The sequence below is a fragment of the Tissierellales bacterium genome, from assembly GCA_035301805.1.
Taxonomy (GTDB): domain Bacteria; phylum Bacillota; class Clostridia; order Tissierellales; family DATGTQ01; genus DATGTQ01.
The window spans coordinates 1-25,412 of sequence record DATGTQ010000096.1; the positions used below are offsets into that span (position 1 = coordinate 1).

The 25,412-nt window shown below is 29.9% G+C and carries 32 protein-coding genes; 6 read left to right on the forward strand and 26 right to left on the reverse strand.

Annotated elements, in window-relative coordinates:
• Nucleotides 1-51 precede the first annotated feature (51 nt).
• Genes VK071_04425 through VK071_04440 form a run of 4 tightly spaced genes read right to left on the reverse strand, consistent with a single transcriptional unit; the run spans nt 52 to nt 3,848 of the window.
• Nucleotides 52-354: a DUF4176 domain-containing protein gene (locus VK071_04425; GenBank protein HLR34558.1), complete on the reverse strand. Its 303-nt coding sequence runs from the start codon at nt 352-354 to the stop codon at nt 52-54.
• Between the two features lie 15 nt (nt 355-369).
• Nucleotides 370-930: a hypothetical protein gene (locus tag VK071_04430; protein ID HLR34559.1), complete on the reverse strand. Its 561-nt coding sequence runs from the start codon at nt 928-930 to the stop codon at nt 370-372.
• 57 nt (nt 931-987) lie between these two features.
• On the reverse strand, nt 988-2,829 hold the full coding sequence (locus VK071_04435; protein HLR34560.1) for an ATP-binding protein: 1,842 nt from the start codon (nt 2,827-2,829) through the stop codon (nt 988-990).
• 17 nt (nt 2,830-2,846) lie between these two features.
• Nucleotides 2,847-3,848 (reverse strand): DNA double-strand break repair nuclease NurA, encoded by a 1,002-nt coding sequence (locus VK071_04440; GenBank protein HLR34561.1) that lies wholly within the window; start codon nt 3,846-3,848, stop codon nt 2,847-2,849.
• A gap of 270 nt (nt 3,849-4,118) precedes the next feature.
• Here VK071_04440 and VK071_04445 point away from each other — a divergent pair, with 270 nt between their 5' ends.
• Entirely contained in the window at nt 4,119-4,358 is a 240-nt protein-coding gene (locus VK071_04445) for an AbrB/MazE/SpoVT family DNA-binding domain-containing protein (protein ID HLR34562.1), read from the forward strand.
• Nucleotides 4,359-4,391: 33 nt separating this feature from the next.
• On the opposite strand, the gene rsmI is transcribed toward VK071_04445, so the two are convergent.
• The 14 genes from rsmI to VK071_04515 form a co-directional block, all read right to left on the reverse strand.
• Nucleotides 4,392-5,222, reverse strand: coding sequence for a 16S rRNA (cytidine(1402)-2'-O)-methyltransferase (gene rsmI, locus VK071_04450; GenBank protein ID HLR34563.1), 831 nt, complete (start codon nt 5,220-5,222; stop codon nt 4,392-4,394).
• 70 nt (nt 5,223-5,292) lie between these two features.
• Nucleotides 5,293-5,463, reverse strand: coding sequence for a 4Fe-4S binding protein (locus tag VK071_04455; GenBank protein ID HLR34564.1), 171 nt, complete (start codon nt 5,461-5,463; stop codon nt 5,293-5,295).
• A 60-nt stretch (nt 5,464-5,523) separates the two neighbouring features.
• The gene (locus VK071_04460; protein ID HLR34565.1) at nt 5,524-6,369 is read right to left on the reverse strand and encodes a stage 0 sporulation family protein; all 846 of its coding nucleotides are present in this window, start codon (nt 6,367-6,369) and stop codon (nt 5,524-5,526) included.
• The gene (gene holB / locus VK071_04465; GenBank protein HLR34566.1) at nt 6,369-7,349 is read right to left on the reverse strand and encodes a DNA polymerase III subunit delta'; all 981 of its coding nucleotides are present in this window, start codon (nt 7,347-7,349) and stop codon (nt 6,369-6,371) included. The genes VK071_04460 and holB overlap by 1 nt, the downstream gene beginning before the upstream one ends.
• Nucleotides 7,350-7,369: 20 nt before the next feature.
• A complete protein-coding gene (locus tag VK071_04470; GenBank protein HLR34567.1) occupies nt 7,370-7,654 on the reverse strand; it encodes a cyclic-di-AMP receptor in 285 nt (94 codons plus the stop codon).
• Between the two features lie 48 nt (nt 7,655-7,702).
• On the reverse strand, nt 7,703-8,029 hold the full coding sequence (locus VK071_04475; protein ID HLR34568.1) for a cyclic-di-AMP receptor: 327 nt from the start codon (nt 8,027-8,029) through the stop codon (nt 7,703-7,705).
• Nucleotides 8,026-8,664: a dTMP kinase gene (tmk, locus tag VK071_04480; protein ID HLR34569.1), complete on the reverse strand. Its 639-nt coding sequence runs from the start codon at nt 8,662-8,664 to the stop codon at nt 8,026-8,028. Before tmk ends, VK071_04475 begins: the two co-directional genes overlap by 4 nt.
• Before the next feature lie 26 nt (nt 8,665-8,690).
• Nucleotides 8,691-9,545, reverse strand: coding sequence for an AmmeMemoRadiSam system radical SAM enzyme (amrS, locus tag VK071_04485; GenBank protein ID HLR34570.1), 855 nt, complete (start codon nt 9,543-9,545; stop codon nt 8,691-8,693).
• Between the two features lie 27 nt (nt 9,546-9,572).
• Nucleotides 9,573-10,904 carry an AmmeMemoRadiSam system protein A gene (amrA, locus tag VK071_04490; protein HLR34571.1) on the reverse strand — a complete coding sequence of 444 codons (1,332 nt, stop codon included), beginning with the start codon at nt 10,902-10,904 and terminating at the stop codon, nt 9,573-9,575.
• Nucleotides 10,905-10,938: 34 nt separating this feature from the next.
• Complete coding sequence (locus VK071_04495) at nt 10,939-11,427, reverse strand: hypothetical protein (protein HLR34572.1); 489 nt, start codon at nt 11,425-11,427, stop codon at nt 10,939-10,941.
• Nucleotides 11,428-11,506: 79 nt separating this feature from the next.
• Nucleotides 11,507-11,674, reverse strand: coding sequence for a hypothetical protein (locus VK071_04500; GenBank protein HLR34573.1), 168 nt, complete (start codon nt 11,672-11,674; stop codon nt 11,507-11,509).
• Between the two features lie 88 nt (nt 11,675-11,762).
• The gene (locus VK071_04505; protein ID HLR34574.1) at nt 11,763-12,431 is read right to left on the reverse strand and encodes a 50S ribosomal protein L25; all 669 of its coding nucleotides are present in this window, start codon (nt 12,429-12,431) and stop codon (nt 11,763-11,765) included.
• A 75-nt stretch (nt 12,432-12,506) separates the two neighbouring features.
• Nucleotides 12,507-12,773 carry a pro-sigmaK processing inhibitor BofA family protein gene (locus VK071_04510; protein ID HLR34575.1) on the reverse strand — a complete coding sequence of 89 codons (267 nt, stop codon included), beginning with the start codon at nt 12,771-12,773 and terminating at the stop codon, nt 12,507-12,509.
• Nucleotides 12,774-12,861: 88 nt separating this feature from the next.
• Nucleotides 12,862-13,152, reverse strand: a complete 291-nt coding sequence (locus VK071_04515; protein ID HLR34576.1) for a DUF2508 family protein — start codon at nt 13,150-13,152, stop codon at nt 12,862-12,864.
• 294 nt (nt 13,153-13,446) lie between these two features.
• On the opposite strand from VK071_04515, the gene VK071_04520 reads away from it, so the two are divergent.
• From VK071_04520 to VK071_04540, 5 genes are all read left to right on the forward strand, one after another.
• Nucleotides 13,447-14,124, forward strand: a complete 678-nt coding sequence (locus VK071_04520) for a PspA/IM30 family protein (GenBank protein ID HLR34577.1) — start codon at nt 13,447-13,449, stop codon at nt 14,122-14,124.
• Between the two features lie 85 nt (nt 14,125-14,209).
• On the forward strand, nt 14,210-15,238 hold the full coding sequence (locus tag VK071_04525) for a TFIIB-type zinc ribbon-containing protein (GenBank protein HLR34578.1): 1,029 nt from the start codon (nt 14,210-14,212) through the stop codon (nt 15,236-15,238).
• Complete coding sequence (locus tag VK071_04530) at nt 15,232-16,035, forward strand: TPM domain-containing protein (GenBank protein HLR34579.1); 804 nt, start codon at nt 15,232-15,234, stop codon at nt 16,033-16,035. The genes VK071_04525 and VK071_04530 overlap by 7 nt, the downstream gene beginning before the upstream one ends.
• A gap of 16 nt (nt 16,036-16,051) precedes the next feature.
• Complete coding sequence (locus tag VK071_04535; protein HLR34580.1) at nt 16,052-17,023, forward strand: SPFH domain-containing protein; 972 nt, start codon at nt 16,052-16,054, stop codon at nt 17,021-17,023.
• 261 nt (nt 17,024-17,284) lie between these two features.
• The gene (locus VK071_04540) at nt 17,285-19,165 is read left to right on the forward strand and encodes a methyl-accepting chemotaxis protein (GenBank protein HLR34581.1); all 1,881 of its coding nucleotides are present in this window, start codon (nt 17,285-17,287) and stop codon (nt 19,163-19,165) included.
• A gap of 93 nt (nt 19,166-19,258) precedes the next feature.
• Here the strand turns inward: VK071_04540 and VK071_04545 are convergent, their stop codons facing one another.
• The 8 genes from VK071_04545 to treR all read right to left on the reverse strand — a co-directional run bounded on the left by VK071_04545 (nt 19,259) and on the right by treR (nt 25,405).
• Complete coding sequence (locus tag VK071_04545) at nt 19,259-19,588, reverse strand: NifB/NifX family molybdenum-iron cluster-binding protein (protein HLR34582.1); 330 nt, start codon at nt 19,586-19,588, stop codon at nt 19,259-19,261.
• The gene (locus tag VK071_04550) at nt 19,566-20,453 is read right to left on the reverse strand and encodes an ATP-binding protein (GenBank protein HLR34583.1); all 888 of its coding nucleotides are present in this window, start codon (nt 20,451-20,453) and stop codon (nt 19,566-19,568) included. The genes VK071_04545 and VK071_04550 overlap by 23 nt, the downstream gene beginning before the upstream one ends.
• Nucleotides 20,450-21,274: an ATP-binding protein gene (locus VK071_04555; protein ID HLR34584.1), complete on the reverse strand. Its 825-nt coding sequence runs from the start codon at nt 21,272-21,274 to the stop codon at nt 20,450-20,452. Before VK071_04555 ends, VK071_04550 begins: the two co-directional genes overlap by 4 nt.
• A gap of 3 nt (nt 21,275-21,277) precedes the next feature.
• Complete coding sequence (locus VK071_04560; protein HLR34585.1) at nt 21,278-21,658, reverse strand: NifB/NifX family molybdenum-iron cluster-binding protein; 381 nt, start codon at nt 21,656-21,658, stop codon at nt 21,278-21,280.
• A gap of 273 nt (nt 21,659-21,931) precedes the next feature.
• Nucleotides 21,932-22,405, reverse strand: coding sequence for an ATPase P (locus VK071_04565; protein ID HLR34586.1), 474 nt, complete (start codon nt 22,403-22,405; stop codon nt 21,932-21,934).
• The gene (locus VK071_04570; protein HLR34587.1) at nt 22,398-23,639 is read right to left on the reverse strand and encodes a YibE/F family protein; all 1,242 of its coding nucleotides are present in this window, start codon (nt 23,637-23,639) and stop codon (nt 22,398-22,400) included. Before VK071_04570 ends, VK071_04565 begins: the two co-directional genes overlap by 8 nt.
• A gap of 177 nt (nt 23,640-23,816) precedes the next feature.
• Complete coding sequence (locus VK071_04575) at nt 23,817-24,557, reverse strand: N-acetylmuramoyl-L-alanine amidase (GenBank protein ID HLR34588.1); 741 nt, start codon at nt 24,555-24,557, stop codon at nt 23,817-23,819.
• A 131-nt stretch (nt 24,558-24,688) separates the two neighbouring features.
• Nucleotides 24,689-25,405: a trehalose operon repressor gene (treR, locus tag VK071_04580; protein HLR34589.1), complete on the reverse strand. Its 717-nt coding sequence runs from the start codon at nt 25,403-25,405 to the stop codon at nt 24,689-24,691.
• Nucleotides 25,406-25,412: the final 7 nt, after the last annotated feature.

A 25,412-nucleotide genomic window follows, 5' to 3' on the forward strand; every position in this document is an offset into this window, starting at 1 on the left:
AAAAGTTAATCTCCAATCACTTTTTTCTATTTTGGGATGATAAATTAAATCTTACTTTTCAGATTCTGTTGGAACTACTCCTTTTTTGTATTCATCTCTATTTTCTTCCATCCACTCATTATATAGTTCTTGAAATCTATCTTCTGTTTCATCATAGTATCCATTGAATACTACTTTATCTATATTCCCTTCATTAAAGTGTAAAATTCTTTCCATATCTAAACCCATTGGATATATGCATCCTGAATAATCAAATATTAATCCTTCACCACCCTCTTCAACAATTGGACCTCTACTTAGAATCATTACTTTTTCTACACCATCTTTTAAATATACTATACTGCTAGCTTTAATATGGAATCATTCCCCTTATTTATCTTCTATAATTACAGTAGCTCCTAATAAAAGTTCTGGCCTTATTGCTGTATATGTTGTCGTCATAAACCAAAGAAGTATAGTTAAAAAATATATTAAATAATCCCTTGAGTCATAACTTTCTTCTAGAATAAAATATAGACCGAATAGAACACCTACTAAAGTAATAACTATAAAAATCAATAATGGATACCAAAAATATTTCCACATGTTTTTCCCAGAACATAGCTTAAATCTTATTCTTTTTTTATTATATCTTCCATTGAGGAATCTTAATATTTTTTTCTTTTTAAAATGTCTAGATATTATAAAAGACGCTATAAACATAATTGGTATTGCATAAAGAAAAACAATATTGTAATTTTCTCCAAAGTTTAACTTAAGAATGAGTCGTTCAAAAAATACTGCAATCAACCCACTAACAAATACAATGATAAATGTACCATTCCAACTCAGACCTTTTACATCTCCTGGGCCTTCCTCCTTTAACTCTTCAATGATTTCTTCATTCACTTCATATGCGCTTATAGGTAAGAGCCATCTTATTAGAAACAATAAAAATAAAAAAGCTCTCCCGGGGTATGGCAGAGAGACCTTTTTTACATTTAATATTTAACTTTCTTTATATACAATCCCAAACATTGTATCTTCTTTTTCTATTTTATTCATAGAAGCTAATTTATTAAGTTTTTCTTTAAATAAATCTAGGGTATAAGTTTTCCCTGTATCTTCTTCTATTTCTTTTATTACATTGACGATATCCGTCCCATTTATAGGAAGTTTATCTTTTATAGTATTATAAAATACTTCTTCATCTTCTTCATTTTTATCCTTTAATTCATCAAAAGGATTTTCTGTATGAGGGCTAGAAGTCTTAGAGGCTCTAATTCTTGCAAAAATAGTTCTTCCCATAGTTGCTGATGAAACAAATACATCTCCTGTCTTTAAATAAGGAAGTCTGTTAGCCTCTTCTACTGTAATATCTGTTTCTTCTTTAATAGTTTGTATATCCGATGACCTTACAGTTCTAAAAATAAATTTATTGTTTAATTGTGCTGTGATAGTGTCGTCTAACAGCGTAGGTCTTTGGGTAGCTAATATTAAAAATGCTCCATACTTTCTACCTTCTTGTGATATTTCTTTAAGAATTGATTTAGATGGAGTATCATAGGCTTTTGGTGCAAAATTATGAGCTTCATCTGTAACTACAAAAAAAGGTGGAAAGTATTCTGCTGTAGTATTTTTAAACTGGGCATCTTTATAATCCCGTCTTTTATAATATAAGCTATTTAAAAGGTAGGTACTAAATACCTGTAAAATCCTAGTACTTCCCTGAATAACAATAAGCTTGCCCATCTTAATTCCTTCTTCAATTTCCCTAATATCCTTGCTAAATATACCTTCATTATTCAGCCGATTAAGTCTCCAAAAGATTCCTCTTACGGAACTATAGGGACAAGATTTGTCATAATTAATAAAAAGTTCTTTCCTTTTTTTCCAACCATCCCTTTCTGCATCCGTTTCACTTAATTCAATTCTTTGATTTATTCTATCTATGGAACTTTCTTCTTGAGCTTCTAAAAGCATTTTTATTCTATTGGAAAAACTATAGTAAGAATCATTTTTCTTATGGAGTATATCTACTACATTACTCATAGAGTCAGTTATATGACCAGAAGCATCTAATAAATTTTTTAAATCTTGGGTAGATATATCTTCAAATTTTACTCCTACATGATAGCCTACTTGTAAACATTTAAATTTATCATTAAAATCTTCCCTTTCATCTTCTGGTATATAGTCTTGGCTTTGAGAAAAATCCATTTCAAAATGTGGATCTAATACTATTGTAGGAATACTTAATTTCATAAGTTCTTCTAAAATTACTCTAAGGCCAAAAGATTTCCCAGAGCCAGAACCACCAAATACACCAATATGAGGATATTGATGCATTGATCTTAAATCCAATATATAAGGTATATCTTGTTGTTCTTTAAGCTCTCCTTCGTCAAAAGTATATAAAAGATCTTTAAATTCTTCATCCATATCATTAACAATATGATCTGTACTTTTTATAGCTCCTAAAACTAATCCTTCATCTTCAGTAGTTGAAATCATAATATCTTTTACCTCATCAAAAATGGGAACTCTTACATCTGAACCCGTTTCTATTGGATATAATGCTTCATTTAGTAGTCTAACTTTTGCAATATATATAGTATCCTCATTAATATTGTAGCCTATAGCCTTTAATGATTCCATAACTTGACCATCTACTAAATCTCCTTGAATATTTAATGGTATGTATCTATTATAGGTTTGAGCCTCCACTACTTCCCCTAGTAAATCTCCTTGATATGAATCCACTATTACTAAAAACTCATTTATTCTAAAATTTCTATCTTTGGAACCTATATATACTTCTTGTTGAGTAGTAATACCTACAACCTTCAAATTAATCACCTCTATCTCTATAATGGTCTTTTATCCCTTTCACTTATAAATAACAATTCATATATTTCCCTATCTAAATATTCTTCTAGTAATTGATCCATTAATTTATCAGATATTTTGACTTCATTATCCACTACATCTAACCACAAAGGTACACCTCTACCATCTCTAGGCGTTAAAGAAAATACTAATCTTGCCATTTCTTTTAAATGTTCTTTTTGACTATCTAATATATCCATTCCTATAACATTAGGAGCATTAGAGCTTCGCATAAACATGGAAGAAAAACCTTCTTTAGATTTTTTCGTTACTTCTTCTTTTATAATTATCATTTCCCCAAAATTAAGGAGACCATATAATAATTCTCTATCATAGAAACTTTCTTCTCTAATTATTTCTTCCGCCATTAATTGTTCACCTAAAATAGAAGTCTTTATATCTTCAATAACTCCTATTATAATTATACCTTTTTCTTCACATTTTTTTCTAAGTTCTATCCATTTATCAAAACATTCTATATCATACCGTATTAGGGAACCATCCATAATAATTACATAGGGGTCAAAAGTCTCAATACTTTCTAAGGCTGCTTCTATTTCTATACTTGCCAACTTATAATTTCTCATTGCATCTCCCTGAGACTTTTCTTTATCTTCTTTTTCCAATATAGTTTTACCGTTTTCTTCTAAGACAAGAGGAGTATAAAAATCTGCTTTATATATAGGACTTTCCGGATAAATTGTATTTTTAGCTAATCCTTGAAATACTTCTATATAATGAGGATAAGCTCCCCCTTTTTTGTTTACAGAACCATCGACTCCAACAATGCCACCTTTTTTAGGATATTCTTTTAATTCTTCAAAGCTCATTTTTTCTAATTTAATAATTTTCCCTATATTATTCTCAATAAATTTTCTTAAGGTTTTTTTGTCTAAACATGTTAGATTTTCGTATTTTTTAGCTAAATTTATATTTAAATCAGTAAATTTATCTTTTAATTCCTTATTTATTTCTAGCATCCTTTTCCTCTCCCCTTTCTTTTTAAAAATTAATAGGTCCTATTATTATAACATTATTGGTATATAACTTATATATTAGAGTCTAATATTATGACTTTTATAATATTATTGATATACAACCTACCACTAAAATTTAATTTATTTTATTTTAAATATTTTTTATATCTTTTCGTTATTTCTTAAATAAATTGTTGACTTTAATTGGAATTTATGGTACTATTTAAACTGTAGAAAAAAGTCGAACTTATCTACAGTTAGGAGGAATAGATTATGAAATCAACAGGTATTGTAAGAAAGGTGGATGAATTGGGTAGAGTAGTAATACCCATAGAACTAAGGCGAACATTAGAAATTGCTGAAAAAGATGCCTTAGAAATTTATGTGGATGGTGAACAAATTGTACTTAAAAAGTATGCACCAGCCTGTATATTTTGTGGACAAGCTAAGGATGTTGAAGTGTTTAAGGGAAAAAACATCTGTCCAGCTTGTCTAGATGATCTAAAAGAATAATCAATAAATACCCGTCCGTACTTGGACGGGCATTTATATGTCTAAACTCTCTCTATATACTATATTTTTAGACATATTTCTTTCCTTTGATACTATTTTTATGGCATCTTTTTTTGTTAAACCTTTATCTAGATAGAAAGTTAGATGCTCTTTTATTGTTAAATTTTCGTAATAATTCACTTCTTTATTTTCCCCACCTTCTATTGTTAGAACAAATTCACCTTTCAGTTCTTTTTCTTGAAAGCTATTTAAAACTTCCTCTACTGTTCCCCTAATAGTTTCTTCATAAACTTTTGTAATTTCTCTTGATACAGAAATTTTTCTATTCCCCATTATATCTCTTATATCTTTTAATAGCCCTAAAACCCTATAGGGAGATTCATATAAGATGATAGTTCTCTCTTCATATTTTATTTTTTCTAAAGCTTTTCGTCTATCTTTCTTTTTTGAAGATAAAAATCCTTCAAAGACAAATTTTCCCGTTGGCAATCCTGACAATACTAAAGCTGATATAGCAGCTGTACCTCCTGGTAATACTATTAATTCTATATCATTGTCTATGGCTTGTGAAATCAAATATTCACCTGGATCAGAAATACCAGGCATTCCTGCATCAGAAACTAATCCAATATTTATTCCATCCTCCAATTTTTTAATAAGTATATCACCCTTTTGTCTTTCATTATGTTCATGATAGCTAGTTAAAGGCTTTTTTATTTCATAATGATTTAATAGCTTTATGGTCCTTCTAGTATCTTCTGCCGCAATTAAGTCAACTTTTTCCAATACCTTTAGAGTCCTAAGTGTAATATCCTCTAAGTTGCCAATAGGAGTTGGACATATATATAAGATTCCTTTTTTCATATTAATTCTCCTTCTATAGTTTTTATAATAAAAAAGACCCTTACTTTTTAGGGTCTTTTTACTAATAAGTTTATTCTGGTTGTGGTGCATCAACTGGACATACATCTGCACAAGAACCACAGTCAATACATTCATCTGCATCAATTACATAAATATCGTCCCCTTCACTTATAGCATCAGTAGGACATTCTGCAGCACAAGCACCACAGGAAATACAATCATCACTAATCTTATATGCCATACGCTTCACCCCCCTTATGTCAACAATACATCTATATTATCTTACATAGTCCACTTAGTCTTATTCATCTTCTTTAACTTGAAGAGAATCAGGTATTTCTATAACTTCTATATCATCTACATTGTATATAAAGAAATCCTCTGTACCATCTTCAAGCTTTCCCCTTACCTTTACAGCCTCAAGCAATGTATATATTTCGATTACCGTGGCTTTACCAATGGGGGTTAAAACTATTGAACCTACTTCTGGCATTTTTTGAAGAAGTTCTTCATATACATGATGCTCATACTTTAAACAACACATAAGCCTTCCACACAATCCTGATATCTTTGTAGGATTGAGGGAAAGATCTTGTTCCTTTGCCATTTTTATAGACACCGGGTCAAAATCCCCTAAAAAAGTTGTACAGCAAGTCTCCTTACCACAAGGACCTAAACCACCTACCATTTTAGCCTCATCTCTTACTCCAATTTGACGTAGCTCTATCCTTGTCCTAAAAACAGAGGCTAAATCTTTCACTAATTCTCTAAAGTCTACTCTACCATCAGCGGTAAAATAAAATATTACTTTATTATTATCAAAGGTGTATTCTACATCAATAAGCTTCATATCTAAGCCATGTTTTTCTATTTTCTCTAAACAAATATTGAAAGCTTCTTTTGCCTTCTTTTTATTAATTTTATGAGTTACACAATCTTCTCTACAAGCAACTCTTAAAACATCTTTAAGGGGAGGAACTATCTCCTCTTCTTCAACCTCTTTCAAACCTACTACCACATGACCATATTCTACACCTCTGGCTGTCTCTACTATAACTTTATCTCCTTTTTTTATCTCATGTTCCCCAGGATTAAAGTAGTATATCTTTCCAGCTTCCTTAAACCTAACTCCTACTATTGTTACCATCAATATACCTCCTGCATTTTTAAAAACATAACCTCCAATGCCAGTTGATAGTTCACATTGTATTTTATATTATTTTTAGTTAATTGTACTGAGTCCATTATATCACTAATTTTTTCTTTTGATAAGAAGGTTTCTGTAGATAGTAAGCCAATTTTATCCTTATTTATTATTAAACCACAATCTCCTAATTCCTTGTATATTAATAAATCTCTAAACCAATAAAGAATAATGTCTAGTAATTCATTTATATTATCTTTATTATTATTAAAGAAATCCTGAGAATAAAATATTTTTAATTTGTCTCCCTTTACTACCTTGTCTACTATTTCAATAATCTCATCTCTTTTTTGAAAAAAGTCTTCAGACTTAGCTAATTCTATAGCCTTTCCTACTCTACCTCTAGAAAAAGAAGAAATAAATTCTCCATCTTCTAAGTCTTTGTTATATCGGTTCGTTAATAACTCTATTATTTTTTCTTTTTGTGTAGGAAAAAATTTAATTATTTCACATCTAGATACTATAGTTGGAAGTAAATTTGTACTTCTTGTACTTATAAGGATGAAATTCACAAATTCCGGTGGCTCTTCTAAAGTTTTTAAAAAACTATTTTGAGCCGTTTTGTTCATTTTATAACTATCCTCTATAATAAAGATTTTTTTCTCACTTTCTATAGGTTTTGTCATCATATTTTTAATTACTTTTTCAATTTGTTTTTTCTTTATATGTGCACCCTCTGGTTCCAGGAGAAAAAAATCTGGATGATTCCCTGTATCAAATTTAACACAAGAGTTACAATCATTGCAAGGGGTAATTGAGTTTTTGTTACATAAAAGAGTCTTTGCAAAAACTGTAGCCACCATTTTTTTACCTATAGATTCTTCTCCAATAAAAAGATAAGAATGACTTATTTTATTAGTTTTTATAGAGTTCTGTAAACTATTTATGGTTTTTTCATGTCCTATTATATTTTTAAAACTCATATAATGCCCCCATATTTATACTACATATTTACAAATTTATCTATATCTATAATAAAAATATTTGCTCCTCCAACAACTACATCACTATCATCAGTTACTGCATTTCTTGACTTACATACTCCTTCAATAATACTAATAACATCATCTATCTTTTCCTCTTCAACTCCTATAAGCAATGTAGTATTTCCTGATTTTAAAAATCCTCCTGTTGAAGCTAATTTTGTGGCTCTATATTTTTTCGACATAAGTTCCTTTACAAGTTGTTGAACATCTTGATCTTGAATTATAGCAATAACTAATTTCAATAAACTCACCTCTTTTATCGGCTAGGGAGAAAAGTACCCCCTAATCTATTATAATTTTATATGTTTCTCTACATCCAATATAAATACTGTAGCTCCTCCTATCCTAACCTCTAAAGGATAGGGAATATAAGTATCACCTGGCATAGAAACTGTTAGTAAGGATGTGGTAATCTCTCTTGTTTTACAATTTGACTCAACAATACTTAAAACATCGTCAACCTTTTCATCTTCTACTCCAATGAGCAAAGTAGTATTTCCTGATTTTAAAAATCCTCCTGTTGAAGCTAGTTTTGTTACTCTATAATCCTTTTCAGTTAACTCACTTACAAGACTTAAAGAATCTTGATCCTGTACTATTACTATTAAAAGTTTCATGATAAAATGCCTCCCTCTTCAAGTATCTTTTTTACATACTCTATAGATTTTTTAGAAGTCTCTTCTATAGACTTACTAGCATTTATTATCTTTAAATTCTCTGGATACATTTTAATTAATTTTTTATACCCTCTATAAACTTTCAAGTGAAAATTATTTCCCTCTCTTTCTAATCTATCTCCACCATTTCTTTTTGTTTTTCTTTTTAATACCTCCATTGGGTCTACATCAAGAAAAAGTACTAAATCCGGATACACATTTTTTATAGCAAAATCATTTATCTTCTTTACCTCTTCTATTCCTAAATTTCTACCCACCCCTTGATAAGCTAAACTGGAAAACAAATATCTTTCACATAGTATAACTTTCCCCTTATTTAAGGATGGTAATATTTTTTCTTGTACATGTTGTCCCCTTGATGCTGCATAAAGAAGTGCTTCCGTTTCTGGACACATTTTTTTATTATTTGAATCTAATATTATATCTCTAATATCTTCTCCAATTTTAGTACCGCCTGGTTCTCTAGTAGTTATAAAATCAATATTCTCTTCACTTAGATAATTAGCAATATTTCTGCTTATAGTGCTTTTACCTGAGCCATCTGGTCCTTCTAATGTTATAAATATTCCTCTCATTCTGCTTTAATCCTCCAAACCTTCTTCTATATATTTCCTATATAAACATTATTTAAATACCTATCAGCAATGCTTTTCGTCTTCATAAGTATATCATAATTAGTAGGAGGTAAGCTTAATTTATATGCTGGAAAATATCTATTAATATGGAAAGGTATGTCCTCATCTATATTAGATAACCATTTAGATAGTTGTTCTATTTCATCAGCATTATCATTTTCACCTTCAATTATAAGAGTCGTCACTTCTATATGAGTTTCTTTTGAGGCTATTTCAATAGTCCTTAGAACGGGTTCTAAATTTGCCTTACATAACTTTTTATAAAAATTATTGTTCATAGCTTTTAAATCAATATTCATAGCATCTATATAAGGAAGCAATTCTTCTAATGGCTCTTTCTCTACATATCCATTGGTTATACAGGTATTTACGAGGTTTTCTTCTTTTATAAGCTTTGACATATGGAGCATGTATTCATAACTCATAAAAGGTTCATTATAAGTATAAGCTATACCTATTGAACCATTAGCTTTACTTAATCTTACTATCTCTTCATCTGACAGTTCAACTGTTAAACTTTTCTTATGGGCTATCTCCCAATTTTGACAAAAATCACAACCTAAATTACAACCATAAGAACCAATTGAAAAAATCTTATTTCCAGAATGAAAATGGTTTAGTGGTTTTTTCTCAATAAGATCATAAGCATAAGATGTTAATTTGCCATAGTTCAGAGCATATAAAATGCCCGACTGATTTTTCCGCACTTTACAAATTCCCAATTTTCCATTCTCTATAATACATTCATGGGGACATAGTTGACATTGTACTTTGTCGTTGATTTTCAATGGTTTATAATACATAGCTTCCCTAAGCAACACAGCTTTAAATCTCCTCCTATTAACATATTATATATGCCTAATTATTTCAAATCTTTCTAAAACATAATCTTCATCTTTACCGATCCCAGCTTTCATTAGGGCAATGCCTATTTGTTCTTTTATAGTATCTACTCCTTCTAAATTTGGAAGTAATAACCCTCGTCTATATCCACTACTTACTATAACACCATATTTTTCTACATCTAGTTCCTCAGGAGAAACTACTACTTCAGTAGGTCCTAAAACATCTACAGAATAGGCTAATTCATTTAGCTCACCTTCTACTACCGCTGGAAATCTTGGATCTTTTATTCCTGCACTAACAGCATTACTAATTATCTCTTGAGCTATAGAATTTTCTACTGGTTCTATAGTCCCAATACAACCTCTTAATTTTCCATCTTTCTGTAGTGTTACAAAAACCCCTGCTTTTTCCTCTATAAGTCCGTTATCTATGTCTTTAGGAACATCCATCATTTGTCCTTCTTTAACATAGTATTCTAAACTTCTTCTGGCAAGACTAATATATTTGTTTTCACCTACATGGATTTTCCCTGTGCAATATCCTACTCCAAAGGGGCCTTCATAGGATAAAACACTGGCCTTTACAACACGGCTATCTAAAAATCCAGCCAGTATTATTAAAGAACGAAGCCCACATTCTCCAGCATCTTCTGCTAATTCTAAATCAAAAGAGGCTATAGACTGGAAATCACCTTTTTTAAATAAATCAACAATTTCTTTATCAAATTTTTCTCCTACTGGAGAATAGGCGTAGGGCCCATCATTAGAAAGCCTATGAGACAAATCTCCACTAGCAGTGAATATTACTTCCTCTTCTGATTCAAGAACAATTCTTTGAAGAATTTTACCAAAACTATATAGTTTTTTAGGTGCAAATAAACTATAAGTAATATGAACTAGTTTATAATCTTTATATTCATCATTAACAAAATAAAGGGGCACTAAAGCACCATGGTCAATATCTAGATCTACTCTATAATCTTTGGCGAACTCTTTGTCTATAGATGCTATGGTTATATCTTCTTTACTAGATTCATAAAGAATCTTTTCTACTAGCTCTAAATTATTCTGAAACTCAAAATTTACATCTCCTCTTCCAAACTTAGCAAAATTTCCTCTTAAGCTTTCTTCTGCTGATATAGATATTGCATCTCTAAATAATGGTCCATGAGGGGTAATTATAATAATAGTGCTAGGTTTCTTATTCCCTATTTCCTTAGCTAATTTCTTAGAGCCATCTAAAGTCTTCTTAGCTTGTTTTTCTCCTCCTCGACCTATTTCTTCAACAATAATAGGGGGATGGGGAAAAAGATATCCGCCTAATATTTTACCCATTATTTTCACTCCCTTTTATTTAATGTTTTATTTGTTAAACTTCTTTATTTAGCCTTGCATTTATCAAGTTTACCATTTCCTTACTAGGCTTAAATAAAAAATGGTGGTAGGTACCATTACTTATAAACTTTCCCACATATGCATTTTCATATTCTTTGGGAAATATAAATTTATACATTGGCTTTTCAAATCCTTTTTCTTTATTATAGGGTTCTATATGTACAAGATCTTCTAAATTAAACCTCAGTAATTCAAGGTTCCTTTTACCTATTACTCTGTAAAAAATGAATTCTTGTTCAGTTAATATATAAGAATATTTCGAAAACAGCTTTAATACTATTAAACTGCAAATAAACATGGTCAATAATATGACTATTAAATTAGTTAAATAAGGCCATTTATTAAAATAATTATTACATATAAAGATGAAGAAATCTATTAAAATTACAGAAATTATAATAACTAAAAAAGTTTTTAATACAGATTTGTTTTCTTTTTCTATTGTTTCGGTAAGTTTCTCCATAATAGTCATCCTTTCTTAAAGTATATTTTAACAAAAATTTTATGAAAAATAAATAAGCAGCCTTGTGCTTTTAAGCTGCTTATTTTACTCTGTAATATACTTTATTTTTTTGAGCACCAGGTCTAGATCTGGCTTTAGATTTTCTTGCATTTTTTTTTGCTTTATAATCTAATATTATTTCATTAAAAATAAAAGATTGGAAAATAACAACAGGCACTAACAGCAGTAGTAATAATACTATCTTCATAGTATCAACTCCATTAGTAGAATATTTTTATTTTATACTTTAGACATATTATACTAAAAGCTAATACCCTTTTCCACCTCTAGATATTTTATTCTTCATCTTCGTTAATTTCTTCATCTTTTTCTTCTTCATCTTCTCCAATTACTTCTACTTCCATATCCTCTTCTACTTCTTCATCTAATGCTTCTAATTCTTCTTCACTAATTGGTTCTGTAAGTGTTGCTACTACATCATCTGCATCTCTTAATACAGTAATATTTTCATTGTTAAAGATATCTAAATCACTTACAAATAATGCAGTATTAAAGTCAAGATGTGATACATCAGCTTCTAATTTTTCAGGTATATCTCCAGGTAGACATTCTATTTCAATTTCATCAAGTTGTTGAATTAAAATAGAAGGTTGGATTTCTATGTTTTCTCTTCCTACTAAAGTAATAGGTAGTGTCATTCTTACTGTTTCATCCATACGAAGTTGTTGAAAATCTACATGTAAATATTCATCTTTATATGGATGCTTTTGTACCTCTTTAACAATTACTGGAACATTTTTGCCATCTATTACTAAATGCAATAATCCAGATGAACCAAAGTCCCTAAGGAACTTTTGAAATTGCTGTTTGTTTACTTTTATATGACGTGTTTCTTCTCCTTTGCCATATACTACAGCTGGAATGAAGTCTTCTTTCCTGATTTTATTAAGCTGATTTTTACCGACTTCATTTCGTATTTCTGCATTCAATTTTGCTTCCGCCATATCCGTTGCCCCCTTCCTATTTTACTCCTTTAAATATACCAAAATTTTAAAGCCTTTGCAAATTTAAAAACTTTTTTATAAAAATTTTTCTATCAAAAATAGTAGTATTACTCCTGGTATACCTAAGAAACCTGCTGTTAATGCTGTAAATGGATTAATTACTATTGAAAATCCTATGAATCTACCTAATAAATTTACTATAAATAATAATATCCCACCTAGTACTCCATTTATTATTAACTTTAGAATAATTTTTATTGGAATTACTAGAAGCATACCTATAAGATATAAGAGGATAAGTCCAATAGCATAGGCCAATATTATACTAAAATTAATTCCCATGTTATCACCATCCCTTTATTATATAATATCATTATACTATATATCATTATACTATATAATAAGGGACAAGTTACGAAAATATACCATTTTATTTTTTAGAAATATCCTTTTCTTTAATCTTTTTTAAAAAATAAGTGTATTTTTTTCTGGATGCTTCCATGTCATATATGGCATAATCTATTAAGTCCGGTTCTGTCACTGTATTGAAAAATTCTTCTTTTTCTTTCCATTCCTCTTCTGCCTGTTTTAAACATTCTAATAGTTCCTCATCTTCGCATTTCTCTTTATTACTCATTTCTTTTAGCTTCTTAGAAAGAACCAAAGCAGATTCAATAATCTTTTTTCCCCTTTCTTTATAATCTACCTTTGTAATCCCCATAATATACCTCCATTTCCTTTAACTTAGCTCTATTTTTGCCAAATAAATGGAGGTTTATACATTAGTGCCAAAAATAAAGGAGCCAGTAGGACAATCCTTACTGACTTATTAGAAAAGTTAATCTTTTATGTTAGAATATTCTACTATATGATATATATATATATATATACTGTATTAATGAATTTGAAAGTATGATATAATTTTATTAATTAGCCATTCTAACTTCAGTATAAGATATCCTGTTTTTCTATTTTTATTAATTTCGACATTTTCTTATTTAAAGGAGGTATTAATATGGGAATTTTATCAAGATTTTCAGATATTATGTCAAGTAACATTAATGCATTGCTAGATAAAGCTGAGAATCCAGAAAAAATGATTGACCAGTATTTAAGAAATCTCAATCGAGATTTAGGTAAAGTAAAAGCTGAAACTGCTTCTATTATGGCAGAGAAAAAAAGATCTAAAAGACGATTAGATGAATGCAGATCTGAAATTGACAAAATGCAAAATTATGCAATAAAGGCTTTAGAAGCCGGAAATGAGGACGATGCTAGAAAATTCTTGGAAAAAAAATCCACTCTATCAGCTGATGAAACTGAATTACAAAAAGCCTATGACTTAGCTGCCTCTAACGCCAAACAAATGCGACAAATGCATGATAAACTTATTTCGGATATAGGTGAGTTAGAAAGTCGTAGGGCTATGATTAAGGGTAAAATGTCAGTAGCTAAAACTCAAGATCGAATCAATAAAATAGGTTCATCTGTAAATAGTGCTAATAAATCCATGTCAAACTTTGATAGAATGGAAGAAAAAGCTAATAGACTATTAGATGAAGCCAATGCAATGGCAGAATTAAATGCACCCCCTAAAGATGATATAGAGGATTTAGTGAATAAATATGATATTAATCCAAGTGTAGAGGATGAATTAGCAGCTCTTAAAGAAAAATTAAATAATAAGGAATAGTGCTTATTAATGAAGGCTGTAGCCAAAGCTACAGCTTTCATAATAATAAAGTGTTTTCTCATTAATAATGAGAGGTGAATAAGTTATGATAATACATTATAAATGTCCTAACTGTGGTTCTGATATGGCCTTTGATAGTGAATCAGGTAAACTATCTTGCCATAGCTGTGGAAGAAAAGATAATATAGAGGATTTTTCAGATAAGTTTATTACCACTTCTTTTTCTGATGATGAAGCTAAGGAATATCATTGTGAAAACTGTGGTGCAACTATTATTACAGAAGCAGAAACTACTGCTACTACTTGTAGTTTCTGTGGTGCAGGGGTAGTATTAGCTGATAGGTTGTCTGGAGCAATGGCACCAGCAAAAGTCATCCCTTTTACAATTAGCAAAAAAGAAGCTATGGAAGCCTTTAAGACTTGGTGTAAAAACGGTCGTCTTACGCCGAATGGCTTTATAACTGCCGATAGAATAAAAAACATAACTGGTATATATGTCCCATTTTGGTTATACGATTTAAATAGTAAGGTTCAGGTTAATGCTCTTTGCACAAAAGTTAGAACCTATACTAGAGGAGATTACATATATACAGAAACTAGATACTATAATGTATACCGAGATATTAACCTAGATTATGTAAAGGTCCCTATTGATGCATCTGAAAAAATGGATGATGAACTTATGGATAAACTAGAGCCTTACCATTATGATAAGTTAAAAGATTTTAAAACTCCTTACTTAGCAGGCTATATTGCAGAAAAATATGATTATGACGAAAAAAATCTTCTACCTCGAGCTAAAGGAAAGATACAAAGTTATATAGAATCCTATATTCGTTCTACTATTACTGGCTATTCTTCAGTTAAATATAGAAATAAACAAATTGATACAAGAAAAAAACATGCTTATTATACTTTACTTCCTGTTTGGATGGTCTATTATGATTTTGATAAATCAGAGCATACTTTTGCCATGAATGGCCAAACAGGAAAAGTTGTTGGAAAACCTCCTATTAGCTATGCTAAAGTTGCTAAATGGTTTGGTGGAATTGCTGGTGCAACATTTATAACATTAAAAGTTCTTTCGTTCATTATAGGAGGTGAGCTATGGTGAAAAACAAAATAAGTTTAATAATAATACTTTTAATTATTTTATCTTTCTTTAATCCACTTTTAACTAATAAATCCCTAGCTGATTCCAATACAAAACAAAGAATTTATGATTTCGCAAATCTTTTAACTGAAGAGGAAATAGAAGAATTAGAAAATTTATCTAATAAGTACAGTACTAAAAGAGAGACAGATTTTATTATTCTAACAACTAATGACACTAATGATAAAGATGTCGTAAAATATATGCAAGATTTCTATGATGAGAAAGCTTTAGGATATGATAAGCCTCATGGCAATACTGCTATATTAACAATAGATATGGAAAATAGGGAAGTATATTTATCTGGTTTTTATTTAGCAAAAGAATATTTAGATGATTCTAGACTGGATCTTATACGTGAAAAAATCACACCTAGTTTATCAGATGGAGATTACTACAAAGCTTTTAAATATTTTATTAAAACTTCCTATAAATATATGGGAATAAGACCAAAGGTAAATCCAAACAATATATTATTTAATCTATGGTTTCAAATTATCACCTCCCTTACATTAGCTGGAATTGTAGTTGGCACCATGGCTTATAATTCAGGAGGTAAAATAACTACTAGTGATGGTACTTATAGAAATTTGGATACTTCTAAAGTCCTTGCAAGAAGGGATAACTATATTAGAACATCAGTTACAAAGCGTAGAAAACCGTCAAAAAACACAAGTAGTGGGAGCAGTGGTGGCGGCGGTGGGGGCGGAGTTACTAGCGGTGGTCACTCCCATAGCGGTAGTAGAGGTAGTTTTTAGAAAGGAATGATAATCTATGGCATTTTTTAAAAAGCAATTTGCAAATGTAGTTGAATGGGAAGAATTTAGGGATGATATGATCTTCTGGAAATGGAGTAGCAAAGAAATCAAAAAAGGAAGTAAATTAATTATTCGTCCTGGCCAAGATGCTATATTTTTAAATAATGGTAAAATCGAAGGGATATTTGAAGATGAGGGAGATTATGATATAGAGTCTCAAATAATACCTTTCTTATCTACACTAAAGGGCTTTAAATTTGGTTTCAATACGGGTATGAGAGTAGAAGTATTATTTGTTAATACTAAGGAGTTCACCGTTAAATGGGGAACAAAAAACGCTATTAACATACCAACCCCTCAGCTTCCTGGAGGGATGCCTATTCGTGCTAATGGTACTTTTAATTTTAAGGTTAATGATTATATTGCTTTAATTGATAAAATTGCTGGAGTAAAAAATTCTTATCTTGTAGAAGATGTTAAACTAAGAATAACCTCCATTTTAGATCAACTTTTAATGAAATGGATAGTCAAAGAAGGAGAAGATATGTTTAACCTTCAAGCAAATTCCTTTGAAATTGGCAAAGGGATTAAGGAAGACCTAGACATGGAAATTATGGACGATGGAATTACTATTACCGGCTTTAATATTATGAGCTTTAATTATCCAAAAGAAATACAAGATATGATTAATAAAACAGCTTCTCATAATATGGTGGGGGATCCCAACAAATATCGACAAGTCTCTATGATTGATGGCATGTCTTCTGGTAAAGTAAAAGGTGGTGGCGCTGCTTCTGATATGGCTGGTATGATGATGGGTATGAATGTAGCCAAGGAAATGATGGAAGATATGAATCAAGATAAGGGCAGAACCCAAAATCCCAACGACATTTCTGAAAGTAAACAAAGACCTAATTTTTGCCCTAATTGTGGACATAAAACAGGTGAAGCAAACTTCTGCTCTAATTGCGGTCACAAGCTTGTCTAAATTTAAAAGTGAGAAAAAGGGATGGTCTCTTTTTCTCACCTTTTTTTAATTCTTAATCTATTTACATTAATCACATCTTATGCTATTATATTTTCAACAAAGATTGCATATTACAAACCTTTAAACAGCATATTTTGTTGAACTTTTTTTATTTTTGTCTTATTTTGTCGTATACTGGGCCTTTTTTCTTTAAGCTGCAAAAATTACATACTATGAATATAGTCCTATTTTATAAGATCTTTTATACAAGGAGGAAATTATATGTCAAGGAAAGAAAAACCTAAAAGACCAATAAAGCGATCCCATAATATGAATATTCACAAGAAAATGGTCCTATCTGTTTCGCTGACTATTTTTATTATTACTTCATTATTCGCTGTTATTACCTATTTTACAGCTCGAAAGAATATACAGTCTATTTCAAATAATTTGCAAGAAAGTAGTGGCAAATATATTGCAAGTTTAGCAGAAGAAAAAATCCATAATTATATTTCTGGTATAGAAAGTATTAGTAATCTTAATACTATAACCAATCCAGAGGTTGGCTGGAAAACCAAGGTGGACGTACTTCTTCACGAAAAAGATAGACTAGATTATATAGACTTTGGTATCGCAGATACACATGGTAATTTAACTTTATTAAATGGTGAAGTAATCAACGTCTCTAGCAACGAATACTTCCAAAAAGCAATAAAGGGTGAAACATATTTATCAAAGCCTTTTACAAAACTGGAGGATAATGCTATGGAGTTAATCGCTATCTCTACTCCTTTAGTACATTTAGATGAAACAGTTGGTGTGTTAGTTGGATTCCAATCTAGTGATAATTTTAAAAAGAATATTCAAAATGTTGGCCTAGAACATAATAGGGAAGTTCGTATAGTTAGTCTGGATGAAAACATACCTGATGTTTCTCCACTAAAATATGAAAATTGGGCTGTTCAAATTATACCTGAAAAAGTCTCTGTTAAAAATTTGCGGGGACTTGGCTTAAAACTATTTGGACTAGCTCTTCTATCTTTAATAGCAGGATTTATATTAGCTATTTTTATGATGGATTGGACCACTAAGCCTTTAATAGACATGTTATGCACTATGACTACCATTGCTAGATTGGACTTTTCTAAAAATATTAATAGAAAATATTTAAGACGCAGTGATCAGATAGGACAAATAGGAAGAGCCTGTCAAGATACTTTAAATAATTTAAGAAACTTTATAACAAAAATTTCAAAATCAGCAAATCGAGTTGCTAATGCCTCTAATGAATTAGCCTTTGTATCTAATTTAACTGCTGTTTCTACTACCAGCTTTGCTCAATCGGCAGCAGGAATTGTTGACCATAGGAAGACGCAGATACAAAAAATACTTAGTTCAATAGCTTCTATTAAAGAAATATCCTCAAAGATGGAGCATATTTCTAAACATTCAATTGAAATCAATGAATTAAGTCAAGACATTTGCAATAAAACCCATTTTACTGAAAAAGAATTTGAAAAGTATATGGATCAAATTGAAAATGTTGCTTCCTATATAATGCATTTAGAAAAAATCCTCACAAGCTTTAATGATAATTCTACAGAAATGGAAACCTTAGCAAAATCTATGGAAGATATTGTTAATCAAGCTAATTCTGTAACTCTTAATGTTGCAATAGAAGCTGCCAAAGTTGATGAACATGGTAAAGGACTTGCATCAGTTACTGAAGAATTTTCAAAATTAGGAGAGCAAACTGACGTTTCAATTGAAGAACTGTATAATTTAATAAATAAAAATAAAGAATTAATTAATAATGCATATGAAGTAATTGAATATCATAAAAATTTTGTAGCTAATGGCCACGCTCAAATAAATAATACTAAAAATACGTCATATGAAGTGATAAACTTAATAGATAAAGTTTCTACTGAAATACACAATATGACCATAGCAGTAACCTATATAGCCGAAGAAACCTTAGATATAGTAAATTCAGCTACTAGTGTTCAGGATATGCATGTAGAAATTGTAGATAAAGCTGAAGATGTATCAACAGTTTCTTCCGAGCAAACTATATCCATCGAAGAAATATCTATGGCCAGCAAAACTTTAGCAAAATCAGCAGATAATCTACAAAAATTAATATCCTGTGTTAAGCTGTAAAAATAAAAGTGAGAAAAAAGGTTCATACCTTTTTTCTCACTTTTTACACTTTTCACAATAACAATGGGAAAAAGGTACATACCTTTTTCCTCTTTAGTGGTCACATACTTCTTCTGTAGATTTTAAACTTCCTTCCATGTAAGATTTTATTACATCTTCACAATTACCTTCTGCACCTACTATTACTTGAATATTATTTTCTATAAAAAGATCCTGAGCAGACCTTCCCATTCCTCCTGAAATAATAACATCAGCATCTTTTTCTTTTAAGAATACTGGAAGAAATCCTGGCCTATGCCCTGGATTTTCTATGAATTCATGATTCAAAATTTTTCCTTCCTCAATTTCATACATAGTAAAACCTTCACAATGACCAAAGTGTCCACTTACCTTTTTACTATCAGTTGCTATTGCTATTTTCAATTCTATTCAACTCCTTTATTTTTAGTATTCTCTTCACTTTTTTCCACATTTCCCTTATAGCATTATTCGCCTTACTATTTTTATAATAAATTATAGGTTTTAAATCGTTAATCGACTCTACAATTATTTCGTCATAGGGAATTTTTCCAACTACTGATACTCCCTCTTTTCTACAGTATTCTTCTATTTCCAAAGTAATTTCTTTATTTATATTATATTTATTTATACATACAAAGGCTAAAATATTAAAATGTTTAGTCAATTCATATACTCTAACTAAATCCTCTAACCCGGACTTTGTTGGTTCTGTAACAATAATAACAGCATCATTTCCAGTAATAGACGATATCACTGAGCAACCTATACCTGGGGAGCTATCGATTATTATATACTCTGAATTTTTTTTATACTCATTAGCATTTTTTCGAAGCTCAGATATTAATAAACCTGAACCGTCACCACCTACTTCCATTTCTGCTCTAGATATAATTCCATTAGATTTTTTAGTAATATACATTTCAGCTGTTTTATCATCTTCTAGACTTATTGCCTCTACAGGACATACTAATGTACAAGCTCCACAACCTTCACACGTCATTTTATTTACTTTTCCATTCTTTATTGCATCAAATTTACATGTTTTATCACATTTACCACATTTAATGCAAATACTAGAATCTACTACTGCCAATTTGCTACCAAAGAAATCTTCCAAATATGTATCTTTTCCTTCATAATAAAGATGCATATTAGAGGCACCTACATCTCCATCAATTTTAATAGCTCCTTTTTCTAGCTCTCCAATAGAAATAGCAATAGTAGTTTTACCTGTTCCACCTTTCCCACTAACTATTGCAATTCTCATAAAATTACCTCCCTAATATTTCCTGCTATGTCTTGAAAAATTTCCTTGTATTCAAAGATATCTATAAGCATATTACCTTTTGAATAAACTTTTGCAGCCTTTTTATTATAGGGAATATAACCTAGCACATCAATACTTTCTTTTTCTATAAAATTTTCTAGAAGAACATTACCATCATCATATTTGTTAATAATTAACCCAAAAGGTATTTTAAACATTTTTACTAATTCTATAGCCATTTTTAGATCATGAAGCCCAAATACTGTAGGTTCCGTTACTAATATAGCTTTATCAGCATATTCCAAAGTGTTTACCACATTGCAAGAAGTTCCAGGAGGACTATCTAAAATATTTATCCCAGAAGGAATCTCTTGCAATAGTTCTCTCAAAATAGGTACTGCCATAGGTTCACTAATATTTAAAACTCCTCTTTTACAAACTATATTTCCTTTTATTCCTTCCTCTATTATACCTATAGTCTTTTTATCATATTTTAAGGCACCTTTTTGGCAAGCGAGCCTACAAGTTCCACACCCATGACATAATTTATCAAATACTATTATTTTTGATTTACTTTTCCCCAATGCATTAAAATTACATACCTTAACACAATCACCACATAAAGTACATTTATCTTTACTAATTACAGGTATGTCTACTTCTACACCTCTTACATTAATTTCTTCTGGCCTTAAAAATATAAATCCATTTGGCTCTTCCACATCACAGTCAATATAGTTTGAATCTAATATAATGGAAAGATTAGTAGAAACAGTAGTCTTACCTGTTCCCCCCTTTCCGCTTAATACAGCTATATTCATTTATTAACCACCTCTATGACCTTTTCCCATTTTCTTATGAGATTGGCCTGCCTCTTTTATTTCACTTAACTCACCATTTTTATATTTTTTTATCAAAATATTGGAAGAAGTGTTCTCTCCTTTATAAGCTTTTATTCCCGAATCTTTAATCATATCATAAGCATTAGGCCCTAAATGGCCTGTAATAAGTACATCAGTAGATTCATCAATTATTTGCTGAGCTGCGACAATTCCTGCTCCCCCACCGGCATTTTTAGCAGCATTTTCTAATACTGTTACTTTATCTTTCTCTGTATCATAAATCAAAAAATATTTACATCTTCCAAATCTTGAATCTAAGAAATCTTTCAATGTCTTTCCGCTTGATGATAATGCTATTTTCATTCTATTCACCCCTTCCATTATTGGCATATGCTAATTATATCTTATACCTATAGATGATTTTTGTCAATTGCTCATTATTTTCCCTAAAGTTTTACTGAACTCCTATATAACTAAAAGTTTTTATATATAACAAAATATATAAATACATATAAAAAATAGCACTAATATTTGCAAACATTAGTACTATTTTTATGATATTTTGTTGTTATACACTTAAACAAAATCCCCGAGAAAATTAGAAAAAGAAGCATCTCTCATACTCATTCTTGATCATTAGGAACGTAATGTTGCTTTTAATCTATGTGGTTTCAGTATCAAATCAATGGCATCTACAATATTGGTAGTAACTATATCAGCTTCTAACAATGATTTTAAATAGCTACCTTCTTTTCCTATTATTCCTATAGATAAAATACTAACTTTAAACATTTCAATATCATTTCTTCCATTACCTATGGATACTGTATTATCAGCTCCAATTCTCTCAATAGCCTTTTTCTTATATTCTGTAGCATTTTCCTCTTCAAACACTTCAATTTTCACTGGTAAATGTCCACATTGTTGTCTTACAGAACCGTTTGTATCGGCAGTAAGTATATATATCCTTATTTCTTCTTTTACTAGGTCATAAATGAACTTTTCTACTTCTTTAATTAGTATCCCATCATCTGCTATAGTTCCATTATAATCAAAGACAACATTTTCTATTTCTAAATTTTTATATCCTGGTATATTAATCTTAATCATTTTTTATCTCACTAGATTCTTTATTTGCTTCATACTCCCCAGCACCTATATCTTTTTCATATTCTTGATTATATATATATCCTTTCTCTTTGCCACTATCTTCTTTTCTTTTTAGCAATAAGCTTGCAACCAAAGCTGTTAAAGGAATGGTCAATACCAATCCTATACTTCCTGCTAAAGAACGAATGATTTCTGTAGCAACAACATCTAAATTTATTATTTCCTGAATAGAAGTTTTATAAGCCATAAATACAAGTAATAATGGAATGGAACTTCCAGTATAAGCTAGTATTAAAGTATTAGTCATTGTTCCCATAACATCTTTCCCTACATTCATTCCTGCTGAAAATAATTCTTCTCTTGTTAAATCTTTATTAGCATTATAAACTTCATCTATAGAAGAGGAGATAGACATGCCTACATCCATAACCGCTCCTAACGCTCCCATAATTATGCCAGAGAATAATATACCCTTCATGTCAAACTTAATCCCTTGAGGTGTATACATTAACATTACTGCTTCTTCGCTAGAAAATCCCGTTAAATTAGCCTTATTTCCTATAATATAAGCTATAATTCCTGCTAGAAGAACACCACCACTTGTCCCAATTATAGTCGCAATACTTTTATTATTGATACCACTTACAATAAAGACAGTAAAAATTGTAATTCCTACAGATACTAAAATAGTTATTAAAATAGGATTCATTCCCTTTAACATTAAAGGTAGTAATATTTTTAATATAGCGATCATTGTAAGAGAAAGAGTGATTATTGACTTTAAGCCTTTCATTCTTCCTATTACTATAAGTAATAAAATAAATAAAATAACTAAATAAAGTATATAATTTTGACGTAAGTGTTGCATTATATATACTTTCAAGTTACCTTCCCCATGCTCTTCAATTCCTATAATAACCTTGTCTCCATTTTTTACAATAACATCAAAAGAAGGATTTCCTGATATACCATGTTCAATCTCAAAAATCTTACCTTTATATTCTCCACTAATTACTTCTAACTTTATTTTCTGATTTTCTCCAAATATATCCCTATTATCCTCTGCTGCTTCTATTTCCCCAGCTTCCAATATTATTGCTCTTTCCACTATAGGATTTACTATATCTTCTTCCATTTCTTCAATATTTTCAATCTCATCTGTACTTTCTCCATAAACACATACAGAGAATGTAAGTATTATCGAAATTATTAATAATAACGTCTTTTTTCCCATATTATGCCCCCATCATTATTCTTTTACATATTAATAATTATTATAGCATCTTTACTTTACTTTTTAAACTTCTGAGTAAAATAAAAAAGCCTATAGATTAAAATTCTAAAAATTATAGGCTTATTTTTCCAATCATTAAATAATTTTATATTGTATTATGTTCAAATGTTATTAAATTCACTTTACACTATACATCTTTATTCCTTCCATTATAGCTATTGCAATTTTCTTCTTATACTTATTGTCTTGCAATAATTTATTATCCTCCAGATTAGTTATAAAACCAATCTCTACTAATACTCCAGAAGCTTCCGTCTCCCTTAGTATGAAAAAATTTTCTGCCATGGGTTGAGCTTCTAAATCATAATCACCTAGATAGTCCCTATAAACTATTTCATTTATAGATTCACAAATATTTTCTGCTAGCCTTCTACTTTCATCAGATGTTGGATAATAATATACTTGAACTCCCCTTGCACTACTCCTCTTGTTTGAATTTACATGTATACTTATAAAAGCTTTTGGTTTATTTTCATTTACAATTGTTTTTCTTGCATTCAAATCTCTTTTATATCTAGAAGCATTAACATTACTATATTCTTCTAAGGACTCATCCTTATTCCTAGTCATAATTACATTAAATCCTTCTTTATTCAATTCTTTTTTTAATTTTAAACTTACGTCTAAATTTATATCCTTTTCAAGGAGTCCACTACTATCACTTGTACCCCCATCTATTCCCCCATGACCTGGATCCACTACTATTACTTCTCCAGACTTTCTACCTAAAGTTTGAAATATTCTTGTATTTGATAAAAAGGCTATAATGACAAACATCACTAAAAGAACTAATACCAAAAACAATATCCTTTTATTAAGTTTACCTATAAACACTTTAGGCTTTCTCTTTTTTTTCATTTTTTCACCCTGCCTCATAAATTGTAAAATCTCTCTATATGTTTATTTCATATCTTAATCATATATGCTAAATAAACATATGAACCTAAATAAGTGAGAAAAAACCATCCCTCTTTCTTATTCGTCACAATTTAATAATTTTTTCTTCTTGCAAAGTCTACAAATCGAAATTTATCAGGGCGATGTCTAGATTCTGTATATTGGAATAGGCTAGCATCATCTAAATAGGTATAACTTTTTACTACTACTATCATATCATAGTCTTCTAAGTCTAAATACTCCTTATCCTCATTGGATACTCTTTGAACTGTTATTTCTTTTTTCGCAAAACTTATATTTAACCCTAACTCTTTTTCAATATATTCATATATAGAGTTTTGGCATATTTCTTCGGTCAATGTTGGAATGTATTTACTGTTGAAATAATCCTTATCCAAGATAATTTTTTTATTATCAATTTCTCTTGATCTAATGACTCTCCATATTAAATCATCTTCAGATAGCTCTAGTTTTTTTACCAAAAATTTATCTGGATTAATTAAATCCAGTTCATGAAGCAGAGTACTAGAGCCTACTCCCATCCTTTTAGAAAGCTCTTTAAATGTAACTATACCTGTTATAGGAAAATCTAACTTGTCTACATCTAAAACAAAGGAGCCCTTTCCCTTTATTTTATGAATATAACCGTTACCCTCTAATAAATCTAAAGATTTTCTAATAGTGTCCCTAGATACATTGTATTTTTCCATAAGTTCGTTTTCAGAAGGTAATTTCTCTCCTGGCTTAATATTTTTGTTTTCTATACTATCCATTATGTCATTATATATATTTAAATACTTTATTTCCATACTACAT

Bases quoted from the DNA above. Each gene is read 5' to 3' on its own strand.
- VK071_04500 (HLR34573.1), bottom strand. From the start codon at position 11,674: ATGAAGATAGTATTATTACTACTGCTGTTAGTGCCTGTTGTTATTTTC.
- VK071_04515 (HLR34576.1), bottom strand. From the start codon at position 13,152: ATGGGGATTACAAAGGTAGATTATAAAGAAAGGGGAAAAAAGATTATT.
- VK071_04530 (HLR34579.1), top strand. From the start codon at position 15,232: ATGGTGAAAAACAAAATAAGTTTAATAATAATACTTTTAATTATTTTA.
- VK071_04520 (HLR34577.1), top strand. From the start codon at position 13,447: ATGGGAATTTTATCAAGATTTTCAGATATTATGTCAAGTAACATTAAT.
- VK071_04440 (HLR34561.1), bottom strand. From the start codon at position 3,848: ATGCTAGAAATAAATAAGGAATTAAAAGATAAATTTACTGATTTAAAT.
- VK071_04555 (HLR34584.1), bottom strand. From the start codon at position 21,274: ATGAATATAGCTGTATTAAGCGGAAAGGGGGGAACAGGTAAGACTACT.
- VK071_04495 (HLR34572.1), bottom strand. From the start codon at position 11,427: ATGGAGAAACTTACCGAAACAATAGAAAAAGAAAACAAATCTGTATTA.
- VK071_04525 (HLR34578.1), top strand. From the start codon at position 14,210: ATGATAATACATTATAAATGTCCTAACTGTGGTTCTGATATGGCCTTT.
- VK071_04455 (HLR34564.1), bottom strand. From the start codon at position 5,463: ATGGCATATAAGATTAGTGATGATTGTATTTCCTGTGGTGCTTGTGCT.
- VK071_04560 (HLR34585.1), bottom strand. From the start codon at position 21,658: ATGAAAATAGCATTATCATCAAGCGGAAAGACATTGAAAGATTTCTTA.
- holB (HLR34566.1), bottom strand. From the start codon at position 7,349: ATGAGTTTTAAAAATATAATAGGACATGAAAAAACCATAAATAGTTTA.
- treR (HLR34589.1), bottom strand. From the start codon at position 25,405: ATGGAAATAAAGTATTTAAATATATATAATGACATAATGGATAGTATA.
- VK071_04535 (HLR34580.1), top strand. From the start codon at position 16,052: ATGGCATTTTTTAAAAAGCAATTTGCAAATGTAGTTGAATGGGAAGAA.
- VK071_04575 (HLR34588.1), bottom strand. From the start codon at position 24,557: ATGAAAAAAAAGAGAAAGCCTAAAGTGTTTATAGGTAAACTTAATAAA.
- VK071_04475 (HLR34568.1), bottom strand. From the start codon at position 8,029: ATGAAACTTTTAATAGTAATAGTACAGGATCAAGATTCTTTAAGTCTT.
- VK071_04550 (HLR34583.1), bottom strand. From the start codon at position 20,453: ATGAGAATTGCAATAGTTAGTGGGAAAGGTGGAACAGGTAAAACTACT.
- tmk (HLR34569.1), bottom strand. From the start codon at position 8,664: ATGAGAGGAATATTTATAACATTAGAAGGACCAGATGGCTCAGGTAAA.
- VK071_04540 (HLR34581.1), top strand. From the start codon at position 17,285: ATGTCAAGGAAAGAAAAACCTAAAAGACCAATAAAGCGATCCCATAAT.
- VK071_04570 (HLR34587.1), bottom strand. From the start codon at position 23,639: ATGGGAAAAAAGACGTTATTATTAATAATTTCGATAATACTTACATTC.
- VK071_04510 (HLR34575.1), bottom strand. From the start codon at position 12,773: ATGGGAATTAATTTTAGTATAATATTGGCCTATGCTATTGGACTTATC.
- VK071_04445 (HLR34562.1), top strand. From the start codon at position 4,119: ATGAAATCAACAGGTATTGTAAGAAAGGTGGATGAATTGGGTAGAGTA.
- rsmI (HLR34563.1), bottom strand. From the start codon at position 5,222: ATGAAAAAAGGAATCTTATATATATGTCCAACTCCTATTGGCAACTTA.
- amrA (HLR34571.1), bottom strand. From the start codon at position 10,904: ATGGGTAAAATATTAGGCGGATATCTTTTTCCCCATCCCCCTATTATT.
- VK071_04565 (HLR34586.1), bottom strand. From the start codon at position 22,405: ATGATTAAGATTAATATACCAGGATATAAAAATTTAGAAATAGAAAAT.
- VK071_04505 (HLR34574.1), bottom strand. From the start codon at position 12,431: ATGGCGGAAGCAAAATTGAATGCAGAAATACGAAATGAAGTCGGTAAA.
- VK071_04460 (HLR34565.1), bottom strand. From the start codon at position 6,369: ATGGTAACAATAGTAGGAGTTAGGTTTAAGGAAGCTGGAAAGATATAC.